This is a genomic window from Flavobacterium longum, from assembly GCF_965137575.1.
Lineage (GTDB): Bacteria > Bacteroidota > Bacteroidia > Flavobacteriales > Flavobacteriaceae > Flavobacterium > Flavobacterium longum.
This window is the reverse complement of the sequence record NZ_CBCRZJ010000001.1, coordinates 576,423-592,124: the sequence shown is the minus strand read 5'-3', so window position 1 is coordinate 592,124 and position 15,702 is coordinate 576,423. Positions and strand designations below refer to the sequence as shown.

The 15,702-nt window shown below is 48.9% G+C and carries 11 protein-coding genes and 3 tRNA genes; 3 read left to right on the top strand and 11 right to left on the bottom strand.

The genetic code is table 11. From position 1 onward, the window contains the following. Nucleotides 1-11: 11 nt before the first annotated feature. Entirely contained in the window at nt 12-1,370 is a 1,359-nt protein-coding gene (locus ACM9J1_RS02700; RefSeq protein WP_415580360.1) for a tetratricopeptide repeat protein, read from the top strand. A gap of 46 nt (nt 1,371-1,416) precedes the next feature. On the opposite strand, the gene ACM9J1_RS02695 is transcribed toward ACM9J1_RS02700, so the two are convergent. From ACM9J1_RS02695 to ACM9J1_RS02675, 5 genes are all read right to left on the bottom strand, one after another. After that, the gene (locus ACM9J1_RS02695) at nt 1,417-2,178 is read right to left on the bottom strand and encodes an NlpC/P60 family protein (RefSeq protein ID WP_415580359.1); all 762 of its coding nucleotides are present in this window, start codon (nt 2,176-2,178) and stop codon (nt 1,417-1,419) included. A 267-nt stretch (nt 2,179-2,445) separates the two neighbouring features. After that, nucleotides 2,446-3,621 (bottom strand): acetyl-CoA C-acyltransferase, encoded by a 1,176-nt coding sequence (locus ACM9J1_RS02690; RefSeq protein WP_415580358.1) that lies wholly within the window; start codon nt 3,619-3,621, stop codon nt 2,446-2,448. 496 nt (nt 3,622-4,117) lie between these two features. Then, nucleotides 4,118-4,191: transfer RNA gene (locus ACM9J1_RS02685), tRNA-Arg, on the bottom strand. Nucleotides 4,192-4,608: 417 nt separating this feature from the next. Further along, nucleotides 4,609-4,683 (bottom strand) — tRNA-Pro (locus tag ACM9J1_RS02680). Between the two features lie 10 nt (nt 4,684-4,693). Next, nucleotides 4,694-4,777: transfer RNA gene (locus tag ACM9J1_RS02675), tRNA-Ser, on the bottom strand. 200 nt (nt 4,778-4,977) lie between these two features. On the opposite strand from ACM9J1_RS02675, the gene ddpX reads away from it, so the two are divergent. Then, a complete protein-coding gene (gene ddpX, locus ACM9J1_RS02670) occupies nt 4,978-5,604 on the top strand; it encodes a D-alanyl-D-alanine dipeptidase (protein ID WP_415580357.1) in 627 nt (208 codons plus the stop codon). Here ddpX and ACM9J1_RS02665 read toward each other — a convergent pair. From ACM9J1_RS02665 to tsaD, 6 genes are read right to left on the bottom strand one after another with little or no spacing between them, the layout of a single operon-like run. Beyond that, nucleotides 5,601-6,167: a hypothetical protein gene (locus ACM9J1_RS02665; RefSeq protein WP_415580356.1), complete on the bottom strand. Its 567-nt coding sequence runs from the start codon at nt 6,165-6,167 to the stop codon at nt 5,601-5,603. The genes ddpX and ACM9J1_RS02665 overlap by 4 nt on opposite strands. Before the next feature lie 2 nt (nt 6,168-6,169). Then, nucleotides 6,170-7,342 (bottom strand): THUMP-like domain-containing protein, encoded by a 1,173-nt coding sequence (locus ACM9J1_RS02660; RefSeq protein WP_415580355.1) that lies wholly within the window; start codon nt 7,340-7,342, stop codon nt 6,170-6,172. Then, complete coding sequence (locus tag ACM9J1_RS02655) at nt 7,342-7,980, bottom strand: DUF4159 domain-containing protein (RefSeq protein WP_415580354.1); 639 nt, start codon at nt 7,978-7,980, stop codon at nt 7,342-7,344. Before ACM9J1_RS02655 ends, ACM9J1_RS02660 begins: the two co-directional genes overlap by 1 nt. Further along, the gene (locus tag ACM9J1_RS02650) at nt 7,977-9,140 is read right to left on the bottom strand and encodes a thioredoxin family protein (protein WP_415580353.1); all 1,164 of its coding nucleotides are present in this window, start codon (nt 9,138-9,140) and stop codon (nt 7,977-7,979) included. Before ACM9J1_RS02650 ends, ACM9J1_RS02655 begins: the two co-directional genes overlap by 4 nt. Next, nucleotides 9,137-9,844 carry a 16S rRNA (uracil(1498)-N(3))-methyltransferase gene (locus tag ACM9J1_RS02645; protein WP_415580351.1) on the bottom strand — a complete coding sequence of 236 codons (708 nt, stop codon included), beginning with the start codon at nt 9,842-9,844 and terminating at the stop codon, nt 9,137-9,139. Before ACM9J1_RS02645 ends, ACM9J1_RS02650 begins: the two co-directional genes overlap by 4 nt. Beyond that, nucleotides 9,844-10,869 (bottom strand): tRNA (adenosine(37)-N6)-threonylcarbamoyltransferase complex transferase subunit TsaD, encoded by a 1,026-nt coding sequence (tsaD, locus tag ACM9J1_RS02640; protein WP_415580349.1) that lies wholly within the window; start codon nt 10,867-10,869, stop codon nt 9,844-9,846. Before tsaD ends, ACM9J1_RS02645 begins: the two co-directional genes overlap by 1 nt. 114 nt (nt 10,870-10,983) lie before the next feature. Between tsaD and ACM9J1_RS02635 the strand changes: the two genes are divergently transcribed. After that, nucleotides 10,984-15,501, top strand: a complete 4,518-nt coding sequence (locus ACM9J1_RS02635; protein ID WP_415580348.1) for a translocation/assembly module TamB domain-containing protein — start codon at nt 10,984-10,986, stop codon at nt 15,499-15,501. Nucleotides 15,502-15,702: the final 201 nt, after the last annotated feature.

Below are 15,702 nucleotides of genomic sequence, written 5' to 3'. Positions count from 1 at the left end.
AGAACAACATCATGAAAAGAATAGCGCTGGTCGTTACGGCATTTTTGGTTTCGTCTGGGTTGTTCGCCCAAAAGGACGAGCTCAAGACATTGAAGAAGATTTATGACAAAGATGAACCCTCAGATAAAGACGTTATAGAATATAAGGCGGCATTGACCAAGTTGGAGCCTTATTTGGCATCCGCGCCCGAAGCGGATAAGGTGCTGATTAACTATTTCAAGGCAGAAGCGCCATTTATGGACGCTATGGTGCAAATGTCTAAACCTGAGAACCAGAATAACCTGGCCCTGATGATGAAAATGTTCAAACCCGAGAACGTTCATGATCTGGCGGTAGCCTATGATGCGATGCGGCAGTATGAGAAGTCAACAGGCAAGAATGTTTACACTAAAGATATTGATGAATCGGTAGCCCAGTTTGCACCGATGATCGTCAATGCTGCCATTACCTTAGGCCAACAGAAAAAATACAGCGAGGCGGGGAAGTTACTCTACGATGTATATCTGATGGACAAAAAAAACCTGGACAATTTGTATTATGCTGCGAGTTATGCCGTTAACGGGAACGATTACGATACCGCGCTTGCGTACTATGATGAGTTGAAGAAATCCAACTATTCGGGTGAAGGAACGCTGTATCTGGCGACGAGTGTGGTGAGCGGCAAAGAAGAAACTTTCAATTCAAAGTTGGATCGCGACAAGATGATCGCCATGAAAACCCACAGCAAACCACGCGAGGAAAAAATCCCTTCGAAAAGGGGAGAGATTTATAAGAATGTCGCCTTGATTTTGCTAGAGAAAGGGAAAACCGAAGAAGCTAAAGCGGCATTTGCTGAGGCCATCAAGGAAAATCCGAATGACATGTCGCTCAAGATGAACGAAGCAAACTTATACCTGAAACTGAAAGACAATGCTACCTACAAAGCCAAAGTAGCAACGATTCTGGAGAAAGAGCCGAACAATGCTGATTTGGTCTATAATCTTGGTGTTGTTGCAATGGATGCCGGTCAACTTTCTGAGGCGGAAACTTTCTTCAATCGCGCCATCGCCATCAAACCCGACTATGCAAATGCGTATTTGAATTTGGCCGGTATCAAACTCATGGGAGATGAGAAAATCGTCGCCGAAATGAACAAACTGGGCACTTCAGAAAAAGACAACAAACGCTATGAGGTCTTGAAGAAGCAGCGTACAGAATCATTCAACGGCGCGATGCCAAGCCTTGAAAAAGCGTATGCGTTGGATCCTACGAATGAAGCGGTCATCGAAAATCTGTACAGCGTATATAATTTCCTTGAGTTGACCGACAAGCCAAACTACAAAGACCTTAAGGCCAAAATGAAAGAGATAAAGGCTGCGCGAGGAAACTAAGCAAGTCAGTAGTAAAAAAAAACCGGAGCAAAACACTCCGGTTTTTTTATATACATTTTTTAATGACGCGCAATTTGTGTGTGTGCCGGTTTGCCTCGGCGTTGTAAATCCCCAAATGGTCCAGCCGGTCAATCCTTACTTTTCCGCTGGCGTGGATGATGTAATTGTTTTCCATGATGATGCCCACATGGATGATACGGCCTTCTTCATTGTCGAAAAACGCCAGGTCGCCAGGTTCGCTTTCTTCGATGAAACTCAATGCTTCGCCTTGTGTGGCCTGTTGTGAGGCGTCGCGCAGCAGTTTATAACCGTTGAGTTTGTAGCACATCTGCGTAAAACCGGAACAGTCAATCCCGAAAGGCGATTTCCCGCCCCAGAGATACGGCGCATTTATGTACAGGAAAGCGGTGCGGATGATGTCCGCTTTCGGCTTCTGGCCATTCACTTTCAAGCCTTCAAACTCGAAGCCTTGCTTGTTGATGTCCGGATGGTTCAGGAACGAAAGCGATGCGCCCAGCGGTATGGGCGTCAGGAAATCATCCTGGCCAGACACGTATTCAATCAAATCGCCGTTGAGGATGATCGGATCCGAAGAAAGCGTCCCGTAATCCGAGGCTGAAATCGGCTGGTATTGTTTGCTGTCAATCCAACCTTCGTAACCGTCGTACTGCAACCGGATTTTCGCCCACGGCGTCTTTTGTTCCGACACCTCGAAATGCTCGCCAAACAAAACCTGCGATACGATTTCGCTCTTATCGCTGGCTTCGGCCCGCATGGGTACGATGGCAAGGTTACAGATTCCGAACACTCGAAAATATTATAAATTTTAAATTCTAAATTTTAAATGATTTGGGCGTTGCCTCCGGCCGGGCGGAGCTTCGCTCGATATCTTCGAACAAAGTTGCACTTTGTTCTCGATAGTGCTATATCTTTTGCTTCCGGACGTCAGCGAAAGGATGCCGCTACAATCCCTAACGCAGTCGTTGGTAATTACGATTATCCATCAATTTACCGAGTCAATCAGATTATAAATTCAGAACTAATTTAAAATTCAAAATTTATAATTTAAAATAATTTACGCGCGCTCAATCACAATCGCCGATGCGCCGCCACCGCCGTTGCAAATGGCCGCCGCGCCGATTTTGGCGTCGTTTTGCTCCAAGACATTGATCAACGTCACGATAATACGCACACCAGATGCGCCCAGCGGATGTCCCAATGCGACAGCACCGCCGTTCACGTTCACTTTATTGCCATCGATGTCCAGTATTTGGCAGTTGGCCAATCCAACCACCGAAAACGCCTCGTTGAATTCAAAGAAATCCACATCGGAAACCGATAGTCCGGCTTTCGCCAAAGCTTTTGGCAACGCTTTCGCCGGCGCCGTCGTAAACCATTTCGGTTCTTGTTCTGCATCCGCGTAAGCCTTGATGTATGCGAGTGGTTTCAACCCGAGTGACAGTGCTTTTTCCTCGCTCATCACCACAACCGCGGCCGCGCCGTCATTGATTGTGGAAGCATTGGCCGCAGTCACGGTTCCTTCCTTGGTGAATGCCGGGTTCAACGCAGGTATTTTATCGAGTTTTACATTGGTGTATTCTTCGTCGTGCGTCACCATTACCGGTTCGCCGCGGCGCTGTGGTACCGCAACCGGAACCACTTCGTTGTCAAACTTCCCTGCATCCCAAGCTTTCGCCGAACGTTCATAGGATTGGATGGCGAATTTGTCTTGGTCTTCTCGCGATATCTTGTATTCGGTAGCACAAGCATCGGCATGCACACCCATGGCTTGATTGTCATACGCGTCAGACAATCCGTCTTTTTGCATCGCATCGAGCAAAGACGCCGGCCCGAACTTCACGCCGTTGCGCATGTGCACCAAATGCGGAATCAAACTCATGTTTTCCATACCGCCCGCTACAACGATCTCGGCGTCGCCACACATAATGGCTTGCGCGGCCTGCGTGACTGCTTTCATACCCGATGCGCACACTTTGTTTACCGTTGTGGCCACAACATTGTCCGGCAATCCGGCCAAACGCGAAGCCTGGCGCGCCGGAGCTTGTCCGGTACCGGCCTGCACGACGTTGCCCATAATGACTTCGTTCACCAGATTGTAATCGAGGTTTATTTTATCGAGTGCGCCTTTGATGGCAACAGCACCCAATTGCGGAGCGGTAACGGTTGAAAGTGCGCCCATGAAACTTCCTATCGGGGTTCGGGCCGCAGAAACGATGACAACTTTTTTCATTGTAGTTTGTTATTTGTGGTGCGAAGGTAAGGATTTTTGACAGAAGATGAAAACGTTTGCGCGCCGAGAAATAGGCAGAAACGCTGCGATACGAAAAGCGACTTTTTAAGTGTCCCGAGGCTGAAAGCAGGATTTGCTGCGCAATTCCTTTGCGGTCCGTGCTGAAAATCAAAACACCTGAAAATAAATCCGAAAGCGAGCTTTTAGAAAGGAAGCAGGATTTGCTACGCACGTCCTTTGCGGTCCGTGCTGAAAATCAAAACACCTGGAAATAAATCGAAAGCGAGCTTTTAGAAAGGAAGCAGGATTTGCTACGCACGTCCTTTGCGGTCCGTGCTGAAAATCAAAACACCTGAAAATAAATCGAAAGCGAGCTTTTAGAAAGGAAGCAGGATTTGCTACGCACGTCCTTTGCGGTCCGTGCTGAAAATCAAAACACCTGAAAATAAATCCGAAAGCGAGCTTTCATTTATTTTCAGGTGTTTTGATTTATTCGTGATCGCAGCAGGATTCGAACCTGCGACCGCCTGCTTAGAAGGCAGGTGCTCTATCCAGCTGAGCTATGCGACCGTTTACGGCGTGCAAATATAGGTTGATAAATTGTAATTGGCAATATGAATTTTATTTCTTTGGATTTGGGCGTGCCACCGGCTCCGCTGCGCTCCGCCGCTGTCGCGCTGTCCGCTATATCTTTTCCGCCTTCGCTACGCTGCGCCGCAAAAGGATGCCGCTGCCATCGCTTACGCGGGTATGGAGGGCAGTTTGGGGTTTGGGTTTGTGTGCTACGCACGGAGGCTGGCTCGCTGCACTCGGGTCAGGATTACTCCGCTGCGCTCCGTGATCCTGAATAGGGTGTCGATACAGTCAAATCCTAAAACTGCTGTGCAGTTTTTACGGATTTTTTGTTTGAGCCAAAACGCTCGAGCGAGCTTGGCGTTTTGGCTCAAACAAAAAATCCTGACTGCTATGGCAGTCAGGATTTGTCTGTCGGGGTGGCAGGATTCGAACCTGCGACCTCCTGGTCCCAAACCAGGCGCGATAACCGGGCTACGCTACACCCCGAAAAAAACAGCGGAGAGACAGGGACTCGAACCCTGGCGACGTTTGCACGCCGACAGATTAGCAATCTGCTCCGTTACCACTCCGGCACCTCTCCTGTTTTTTGTAAGAACGCTTGTAATTAAAGCGGTTGCAAATGTAAATTACTGTTCCGTATTTTACAACTTATTCAGGGGTTTTTTTGCGGATTTTTTTTTGGACGTCGGCAAATTATTTCACAATCAAATGGATATCCTTAAAATATCCGATGTATTTTTAGACTTCGGTATATATTTGCCCGTTTTGACCTATTCGCTTATGAAAAATTGGATTGTCTTTTTATCGCTTTATTCTGGTGTCGTTTCGGCGCAGGAAGCAAAATCTGTCGTCGTGGCGCAAGACACCTCATTTGTGAGGCTGCGCGACTGGAGCAGCGATTTCACTTTTGATATGAAATATGCCACACCCGACAATTTCCTGAAAGCCACCGTGTATGATTGCGCAGAATGCTATTTGCGTGAGGCTACGGTGAAGGCTTTGATTTCAGCCAATCAAGCGTTGTTGAAAAAAGGTTATCGCATCAAGATTTTTGATTGTTACCGGCCGCTGATCATCCAGAAAAAAATGTGGGCCATTGTCCCGAACCCGAAGTATGTCGCCGATCCCGCGAAAGGTTCAATCCACAACCGCGGCGGTGCCGTAGATATTACACTTGTTGACGCGTCCGGGAATGAACTCGATATGGGAACGGCGTTTGACCACTTTGGTCCGGAAGCCGCACACGGTTATAAAGGCATTTCGAAAAAAATCAGGAAAAACCGCGCGATGCTCCGGAAAATCATGGAGCAAAACGGTTTTCGTGCCTTTGAATCAGAATGGTGGCATTACAACCTAGACGGCGCGGCTAAATTTCCATTGGCCGACTTCGTCTGGACGTGCCCTTAATTTTCCAAACAGGGCAACACATCCATAAAATAACGCGATGGCTTGTATGGTTTGCCATCGGTTTCGGCGGTCAAATCATCTTTTAGGATGTAGTCTGCGGTTTCTGTAGTATATTTAATCCGGATATAGGAAATCTTCGAAGTCTTCAATGCTTCCATGGCGTCTTTCGTGAAGAGGAAATAGCCGGTCAGGATGCGGTTGTTCATGTCGTCATTCCGTACGCCGGTGCCGCAGTCGGACGCGTCGATATGGATCATCGTGGCGATTTTCCCGCTCTCGAGTTGCAGGTAAATCCGCGAGTTCCTGTCAAGACAGTTCGCCTTGATGAAATCCTTGCTTTTCTCCAGGAATTGCACATTCAGCGTCGGCAACCCATCGGTCACGGCCACCGAAAAATAAATCTGTGATGAACGTCCGGCAAAGTTCCGCTCATAAACCAATTGGTTGATGGTCGCCTTGTACTCGCCAACCGAATCCTTGACGTTCGCGCTCCATTCACAAGGATTCTGCGAACGACAAATTCCTGAAACCAATACCAGTAAAACTATCGCAATAGCTCTCATCTTCAAATTTTCGCGCAAAGTAAAACTATTTTTTTGTTGTGCGCATCGGTCGTGAAAAAGTAATACTGGTCGCCGCCGTCGGTCAATTTCCATCTTTTTCGTAGCGACGCCACATCTTCGGGGAAGTTTCGAGCCGTGACATTCGCCTTTTGGCCGGAGATTTTCTTCATCGATATTTTGTCATAAACAATTGTTTCGATGATGCGAAAGGTCCGCCCCGGAAAACCACGAACCAATTCATTTGCCGTGTACAAATGGGAATGCCGGTGCAATTTCCCGACGCTGAAACGTGCCGCAATCTGCTCGAAGCCGCCCGATTTCATGACCGCGGCATTGGGTTCGAACAAATAGGTAAGTGGCAGTTCGTAGCGTACGTCGGGTTTATTTCCCAGAATAAAGGAGAAATGGCTTTCAACGTCTTTGGTAATATTGACTGTGTGCACGGTGATTTCCCCGGAGTAATGTTCCTCGATTTCCCACAACAACTCTTTCACTTCATTTTTCATCGCAACCACGTGGATGTTTTTGACGAACGCCAACGCTTCCAATCCTTGCGAAATATCCAGCAGCGGCGAGACCTTCAGTAGGATTTTCCCGGCGTAGCGAAAATAAGTAGTGAGATTTTCCGGTACGTTTGGCTCGCAATCGCCAAGCAGAAACACTTTTCCTTTGGCGTCATGGCGGCGCGACGGATCGATGTAAATCCAGTCAAATCGATGATCTAGTGCTTTGAGACTCGTCAATCCGTCACCGGAAATGCAAGAGATGTTATCGATGCCCAGCGTTTTGAAATTATGCTTTGCAATTTCGGATAACTCCGGGTTGATTTCGCAATGCGTCACCGAGCCGACTTTTTTCGCGAAATAGAAATCATCCACGCCAAACCCGCCGGTGAGGTCGATCAAGTGGTTTCCTGAAACCAGCCTAGCTTTATACGCTGCCGTAATTTCCGATGAAGTCTGTTCGACCGTTGTCTTTTCGGGCCAAATGATGTTTTCGGACGCAAACCAAGTCGGCAACTTGTCCTCCGCTTTGTTCCGCGCCGCAATCTGGTTCAAGATGAGTTTCCAATCGATGTCCGGAAAAGGGTTTTTCGCCAGCGCTAACGTACCGATATCCGAGCCGGTTTGCGCCCGGATGAACGCCTGTACTTCGGGACGCAGCAGCTTTTCCACTAGTTCTTGAATACGTAGTTGACGATGTTAGCGCCCATTTTCAGGGCTTTTTCACGCACTTCATTCGGGTCGTTGTGCACTTCCTGGTCTTCCCAGCCGTCGCCCAAATCGGTTTCGAAAGTGTAGAGCAATACGAGTCTGTTTTCTACGAAAATGCCGAAAGCCTGCGGGCGTTTGCCGTCGTGCTCGTGGATTTTCGGGATGCCTGCCGGAAACGCGAAAGGTTTTTGGAAAATGGCGTGCGATGCCGGGATTTCCACCAAATCCTTGTCCGGGAAAATGCGTTTGATTTCGCGGCGGATGTAGTCGTCCATGCCATAATTATCGTCGGCGTGAAGGAAACCGCCCGAAAGCAGGTAATTGCGCAAGTTCAGGACTTCGGCGTCGCTGAACACCACATTGCCGTGCCCGGTCATGTGGATGAAAGGATACGAAAACAAATCGGGGCTGCCCGGTTCAACCGTTCCGGCTTTGGTCTTGAGGTTCGTGCCGATGGTGCGGTTGCAATATTTGGCAAGGTTCGGGAGCGATGTAGGGTTGGCATACCAATCGCCGCCGCCGTGGTATTTCAGGAAAGCAATTTCCTGCGCGCTGGCCAGTATCGGGGCAAGCAAAAGGATAAAGAGTAGTTTTTTCATCGGAGTTCGTTCAGGATGTCATCGGCCTGTTTGGTGTCGAATTTAAGGTTTTGTGCCATCGTTTTGGCTTTTTCGGCCCATTCTTTTGCCATCTGCCTGTCGCCTTTGAAGAAATACAATCTTGCGATGATGATGTGCACATCGTAGGCGTTGTTAAGTTCCAGTGAACGCTTCGCCCAATCAATCGCGTCATTCAGCGCTTCCGGTTGGCGGATTTCGTTCATGTATATTTTCGCCATTTCCTTGAGTTTTGCGGCGTTATTCCAAGCATTTTTTGACGCTCCGGCAGACGCATATCTCACGTAACCTTTCCAGTTCTTCGTTATTTCCATGATTTTCAAATCGAAAGTGAACAGCAACGAATCGGTCTGGCGCATCGCAATTCTTTCCACGGGCGGCCGCTTTTTGAAATAGGTGGCCGTGTCGCCAGACTCTACGGCAGGCGTAAGCCATTCCTGTACCATGTTGAGGATTTTACGTTCGACGCGTTTGGCCGATGATACGGCGGCGAATTCAGGCTGTTTCTTCAGCACATACTGGAATTCCCGCGAATTGACGTCGCGCACACCGTTGGCGATGATTTTCCAGTTCATGTTTGAAACGAGTTGGTCTTCGTTCAGGTTCGACAGGTATTTTTGTGAGACGGCATCCGTATCCAGATTGGCTTTCCGAAGCGCGCCGACGTAGGCCAAGCAGTTTTCGGCGTTGGTCACGTCGGCTTCAAACTGCGATTTGAGATAGGGCAACTGCATTTTCGGATTTAATGCATTCTGGCCTTCCTTGATGAAATTGTCGGCTTTGATTTCGCCGTTTGCCACATATAGTAATTCTCCGCTTTTGTCGAAGAACAGGAACACCGGAAACGCCCGGATATTGTATTTTTTTCGGATCGCCATGCCAGCCGCCGATTCCATGTCCTGCCAGCCGCACACGAAATTCTTGTTGTAGAATTCAATCACTTTCGGATCGGTGAATACTTCGGTTTTCATCATCTTGCAGTGTTCGCACCAATCGGCATAGCCCATGAACAGCAACGGTTTGTCTTCGGCCTGCGCGATTTTCAGCAACTCCGTTAGTGACCCGTCGCGGAAATCCATCTTGGGCTGCGCGGTGGCGCCAAGGGCAGACAACACCAGAAAAAGGAAAACTAGTTTTTTCATGCTTCGTTGATAAAGACAATGCTGTGACAGGCCACGACCGCAGCGGTTTCGGTGCGCAGTCGCGTGTCGCCTAAAGTAACAGGAACATATTGATTGGCCAAGGCCGTTGCGATTTCTTGCGCCGAAAAATCGCCTTCCGGGCCAATCAGTAGCGTCACGTCCTGACTGGGTTTAGCCGCCGATTTCAGCGATTTTCGATCGGCTTCGGCGCAGTGCGCGATGAACTTTTGGCCTTCTGGATTCAGTTTCATGAACTCCTTGAAGGTCATGGGCGCGTTGAGTTTGGGCAGGAAAGTGTGCAACGACTGTTTCATTGCCGATTGGATGATTTTGTCGAAGCGCTCGGTCTTGATGATTTTGCGCTCGGAATGGTCGCAGATGAGTGGCGTGATTTCGTCGATGCCGATTTCGGTGGCCTTTTCCAAAAACCACTCATAACGGTCGTTCATTTTGGTAGGCGCGACGGCCAGATGCAAGCGGTATTTCGGGTTCTCGACACGCTCGAACCCAACCACCCGAACCATGCATTTCTTCTCGGACGCCAATGTGATTTCGGTCTTGAACAGATATCCCAAACCGTTGGTTACAAATAAAATATCACCTTCTTTTTTCCGGAGCACTTTAACGATGTGGCCGCTTTCTTCCTTGTCAAAGGAAAAGCCGTCCGACGCCTCGTTGATATGTGGGTTGTAGAACAATTGCATCAGAATGCGATCCTGGCTTTAGAAACGACCGACGCCTGTTCAAAATCGCCCGTCAGGAATTTGTGATAGGCCGCAATCCCGATCATGGCTGCGTTGTCTGTCGTGTATTCGAATTTCGGGATAAAGGTTTTCCAACCGTATTTTCCTTCCGCTTCCATCAAGGTTTTGCGGATGCCGGAGTTGGCCGATACGCCGCCGCCAATGGCAATTTGCGTAATGCCGGTTTGCTGCACGGCCATTTTGAGTTTGTCCATTAAAATATCGATAATCGTATGCTGGACCGATGCGCAGATGTCGTCTATGTTCTCGGTGATGAAATCAGGATTTTTTGCGACATGGTCATTGATGAAATACAGGATACCGGTTTTCAATCCGGAGAAACTGAAATCCAATCCGGGTACTTTTGGCTTCGTGAACGTAAAGGCTTTCGGGTTGCCGGACTGCGCGTGTTTGTCCACGAGCGGGCCGCCGGGATAGGGCAGGCCGAGGATTTTCGCGGTTTTGTCAAACGCTTCGCCCACGGCATCGTCTGTGGTCTCGCCGATGATTTCCATGTCGAAATAATCGTTCACCTTTACGATTTGCGTGTGGCCGCCGCTGATGGTGAGCGCCAGGAACGGAAACTCGGGTTTGTCGAATCCTTCCTCATCGATGAAATGCGCCAGGATGTGCGCCTGCATGTGGTTGATCGCGATGAGCGGAATGCCCAAGGCCAAAGACATTGACTTGGCGAACGAGCCGCCCACGAGCAGCGAACCCATCAGTCCCGGGCCTTGCGTAAAGCCGATGGCCGTAAGTTGCTCTTTGTTGATGTTGGCTTTCTTGAGCGCGGCATCTACGACCGGAACGATGTTTTGCTGGTGTGCACGCGAGGCCAATTCAGGCACGACACCGCCATATTGCTGGTGAATGAGCTGGTTGGCGACAACATTTGACAGCACTTTGTCGTTCTGCAATACAGCGGCAGCCGTATCGTCGCACGAACTTTCCAGGGCAAGGATAAATACAGGATTTTCAGGCTTCAAAACGCTTGATTTTTTTGGAACTTTATTAACAAACGCCGGTAAAAAAATCTTATTTTTACCACGGAGCCAAAATTAAGGATTTTTTGCCAACGGCTGTGCGGCAAAATAGTTAACGTGGAGAAGAAACAGGTAAAACCATCGCGCCTCAAACGAGCCAGGAAAATCATTGTCCGGAGCATATTGGTTTTATTGCTGTTGCTGCTTTCCACCTGTGTGGCGCTCACGATTCCGACGGTCCAGACCAAACTGGGCGAGTATGCCACCGAACGCATCAACCGCGATTACAAGACCAACATCAAGATCGAACAAGTCGCCATTACCGTTTTCGGCGGGGTGAAGTTCAAACGGGTCATGATCCGCGACCATCACAGCGATACGTTGATTTACGCCAACCGGTTGCAAACCAACATCCTGAGTTTTAAGAAACTGTACAACGGCGATTTAATCTTCGGCAACATCCGCGCAGACCGCATCACGCTCAACATGAAGGTTTACAAAGGCGAGACCGATTCCAACCTCGACCGTTTCATCAAGGCGTTTGACGACGGAAAACCTTCATCGGGGAAATTCCTGATGACTGCCGACAAAGTCACCGTGGCGCAAGGCCGTTTCCTTTTTACCGACGAAAACCTGGAAACCCCGAAAGCGCTTGATTTGACACGTCTTGATGCGTCCATCGACAAATTGCGCATCAAAGGTCCGGTCGTGACGATGCAGATTAAAGACATGGCGTTCCAAGACCATCGCGGGCTTTATGTGGAACGGCTGGCCGGCGATTTCCGGTACGACAAGACCAATATCGTCCTGAAGAAGATGGATTTCAAGACGGCGCGCTCGTTCATGAACGGCAACCTCGTCTTGACCTACAACAAGACGTTCCGGGATTTCAACAACAAAGTCCAGTTTGACATCGACGTGGATTCGGCGTCTTTGGCCACGAATGATTTACGCCATTTCTACGACGAACTCGGGAAAGACCGCCACTTTAAATTTTCATCCCGGATTACAGGCACACTAAACAATTTTACGGCGAAGAAGCTCAAACTCGTCGATGACCGCCAATCGGAAATCGTCGGAAATGTGACGTTCAAGAACCTGTTGGCCGACGAAAGCAAAGGGTTTTTCATCGGCGGCACGTTCAATAAAGTAGCATCGGATTACGACAACCTGACGGGCATTTTGCCGAACATCCTCGGTGGCCGATTGCCCACATCGCTCAAGAAACTAGGCCGTTTCAACATGCGTGGCGTGGCCGAAGTGACGCACGACCATCTGGATGCAGACCTCTACATGACCACGGCCATCGGCAATGTGCAATCGCAATTGCTGATTACGAACATGGAAAATATCGACCGCGCCGATTACAAAGGATATGTCATCTTGGAGAATTTCCAGTTGGGCCATTTCCTGGAGCGGAAAGACTTGGGCAACGTGACATTGAACCTCGACATCGATGGGCAAGGGTTCAAGCAAAAATACCTGAACACGACGTTTTCGGGCGACATCTATAAAATCAACTACAACGGCTACACGTACACCAATGTTAATGTAAACGGGCGTTTCAAGGAACCGGTTTTTTCCGGGAAGGTTTTCGTGAACGACCCGAACCTGTTCATGGATTTCGACGGAAAGGCCACACTCGGCAAAAAAGACATCCTGTATGACTTCCACACGAAAATCGATTATGCCGACCTGGTCAAGCTGAAACTCAACAAGACCGATACGATTTCGGTGTTCAAGGGCGAGGTGCGGATGAAAGTATCCGGGAATTCAATCGATAACATGCGCGGCGACGTGTACATCACCCAGACGTCTTACCAGAACGACAAAGACACGTATTTCTTTGATGATTTCGCGATTTCCTCGTCGTTCGATGACAACAATGTGCGCACGATTGCCATCAATTCGCCCGACATCATCCAAGGCCAACTCGTGGGCAAGTTCGAGTTTGGGCAACTTCGGAAAATGGTCGAGAATTCCCTGGGCAGCTTGTATGCCAACTATTCGCCCAACAAAATCAAGCGCGGGCAATTCCTGAAATTCGATTTTACGGTCTACAACAAAATCATCGAGATTTTTTACCCGGGCGTTTCGGTTGGCCCGAATACGAGACTCAGCGGGAACATCAACGCAGACCGCGACGATTTCAAGTTGAATTTCTCTTCGCCGCAGATTGGTGCGTACGAGAATTTTTTCGACCGTGTCAGCATCCAACTCGACAACAAGAATCCTTTGTATAACGCCTATATCCAGATGGACAGCGTGCGTACGAAGTATTACAAGGTCGCCGATTTCAACCTGATCAACATCACCAAAAACGACACGCTTTATGTGCATTCGGAGTTCAAGGGCGGCAACAAATTGGCCGATACCTACGACCTGAACCTGTACCACACCATCGACCAGCAGCGAAACAGTGTGGTCGGTTTCAGTAAATCTGAGTTGAAATTCAAGGATTTTCTTTGGTACATCAACGAGAAAGACGGCGCCGACAACAAAATTGTCTTCGACAAAAAACTGCACGATTTCAGGATAGACAACCTCGTGATGTCGCACGAAGACCAGACAGCCAAACTCAACGGCACGTTGCGCGGATTGGATTATAAGGATCTGCAACTGGCTTTCAAGGACATCGATCTGGATAAAATCACGCCTTCGCTTGACCGTTTCAAGATTGACGGCAAACTCAACGGCGTGGTGAACCTCAAACAGGAGAAGAACATTTACCAACCGACATCGTCGTTGGAAGTGAAGAATCTGGTGGTCAACGACAACGAACTCGGAACGCTCAATATCGAGGTGCGCGGCGATGACACCTTCAGGAAATTCTACGTGAATTCAGAATTGGAAAACCCGGAATTCGAATCGTTCAACGCATCCGGGAATTTCATTGTGGAAGAAAACCGCACTGTGGCCGATCTGGACCTGAAGTTCGACCGGTTTAATTTGGGTTCACTCAGTTCCTTGGGCGGCGACATCTTGACGGACATCCGCGGTTTCGCCTCGGGCACGGTCAGGATCGACGGCGATTTGAACGATCCGGAAATCAATGGCAGGCTGTTTTTGGACGGCACCGGAATGGCGATTCCATACCTCGGAGTCAACTACGAAATGGAGCGAAAGTCTGTGGTTGACGTGACAGAATCTGCCTTCATCATCCGCAATGCGCTGATCCGCGACACGCTTTACCATACGCGCGGCTATTTGAATGGCCGTATCAAACACAAGAAATTCGGGGATTGGCAGCTCGACCTTGACGTGACTTCAGACCGATTGCTGGCGCTCAATACACAGGACAGCGAGGACGCGATTTATTACGGAACGGCATTCATCAAAGGCAACGCGACGGTTTCTGGCCCGATCGAAGGATTGCTCATTTCGGTAAACGCAGAATCGGAGAAAGGCACGCACGTAAGGATTCCGATCAACGATGCGGAATCTGTGGGCAGCAATGATTTTATCCAATTCCGATCGCCAAAGGAACGGCTCAGCGAGGAAAAAGGCACCGGAATGAAACAGCGCGACTATAATGGCGTGGAACTCAAGTTCGATTTCGACATCAACGAAGACGCGGAGATCGAAGTCATCCTTAACCGGAATACCGGCCACAGCATGAAAGGAAATGGCCGCGGTACACTGTTGTTCGAAATCAATACGCTCGGCAAATTCAACATGTGGGGCGATTATCAGGTCTATGACGGCGAATACAATTTCCGGTATGGCGGCCTGATCGACAAGAAATTCAAGGTCAAGAAATTCAGTTCGCTCGTCTGGGAAGGCGACCCGATGCGTGCGACGCTGAACCTGGAAGCGACTTACAAAACAACGGCGAATCCAGGAATTTTGCTCGAAAACCCGTCATTCAACCGCAAAGTGCCCGTTGACGTGGTCATCGGCATCCGCGGGAATTTGACCAATCCGGAACCAGATTTCAACATCAATTTCCCTACGGTTTCCTCGGTGCTGAAATCGGAAATCCAATACAAACTCGACGATAAGGATACGCGCCAGACGCAAGCCTTGTATTTGCTTTCCTCGGGCGGCTTCCTGAGTCCGGAAGGCGTGAGCCAGTCTGACTTTGCCGGGAACTTGTTCGAGCGCGCGAGCGGTTTGTTCAACGATATTTTCCAGGACGAAGACGGAAAGTTCGTGGTCGGGTTGGATTATGTCTCCGCAGATCGCCGCCCGGGTATCGAAACCGACGGCCGTGTCGGCGTAACACTTTCCACGAAAGTCAACGACCGCATCACGATTAACGGAAAAGTAGGCGTTCCGGTAGGCGGCATCAACGAATCGGCCATTGTCGGCGACGTGGAAGTGCAATATCGCGTGAACGAAGACGGCACGCTCAACCTACGGGTATTCAACCGCGAGAACGACATCAATTATATAGGACAAGGCATCGGCTACACGCAAGGCATCGGTTTGACCTATGAGCTTGACTTCGACACCTTCAAGGAATTCGCCAACAAGATCTTCAAGAATCTAAAGGTCGATAAAATGACCTCGGGCGACAACGACGTGGTGCCAGATTCTACGCCACTTCCTGATTACATTGAACTCGAAGGGAAAAAGAAGGAGAAAAAGCCTGAGACGAAGCCCAATACCGAAGCGGTGCCACACGAGGAGTAATTAATAGGTAATAATGAATAATTAATAATTAATAATTGGTAGGAGAGACGGTACTTCTGTTATTTTAAAATCTACTCGTTATTCATTATTAATTATCCGTTATTCATTCGTCCTGCGCACAACTTATCAACGAAAACGTTTGAATTTCTAAAACTTTATTAAAATACCAAAATCGCCGGATGGATTCTCTATCGGGTTTGC

Bases quoted from the DNA above. Each gene is read 5' to 3' on its own strand.
- ACM9J1_RS02700 (WP_415580360.1), top strand. From the start codon at position 12: ATGAAAAGAATAGCGCTGGTCGTTACGGCATTTTTGGTTTCGTCTGGG.
- ACM9J1_RS02690 (WP_415580358.1), bottom strand. From the start codon at position 3,621: ATGAAAAAAGTTGTCATCGTTTCTGCGGCCCGAACCCCGATAGGAAGT.
- ddpX (WP_415580357.1), top strand. From the start codon at position 4,978: ATGAAAAATTGGATTGTCTTTTTATCGCTTTATTCTGGTGTCGTTTCG.
- ACM9J1_RS02665 (WP_415580356.1), bottom strand. From the start codon at position 6,167: ATGAGAGCTATTGCGATAGTTTTACTGGTATTGGTTTCAGGAATTTGT.
- ACM9J1_RS02655 (WP_415580354.1), bottom strand. From the start codon at position 7,980: ATGAAAAAACTACTCTTTATCCTTTTGCTTGCCCCGATACTGGCCAGC.
- ACM9J1_RS02650 (WP_415580353.1), bottom strand. From the start codon at position 9,140: ATGAAAAAACTAGTTTTCCTTTTTCTGGTGTTGTCTGCCCTTGGCGCC.
- ACM9J1_RS02645 (WP_415580351.1), bottom strand. From the start codon at position 9,844: ATGCAATTGTTCTACAACCCACATATCAACGAGGCGTCGGACGGCTTT.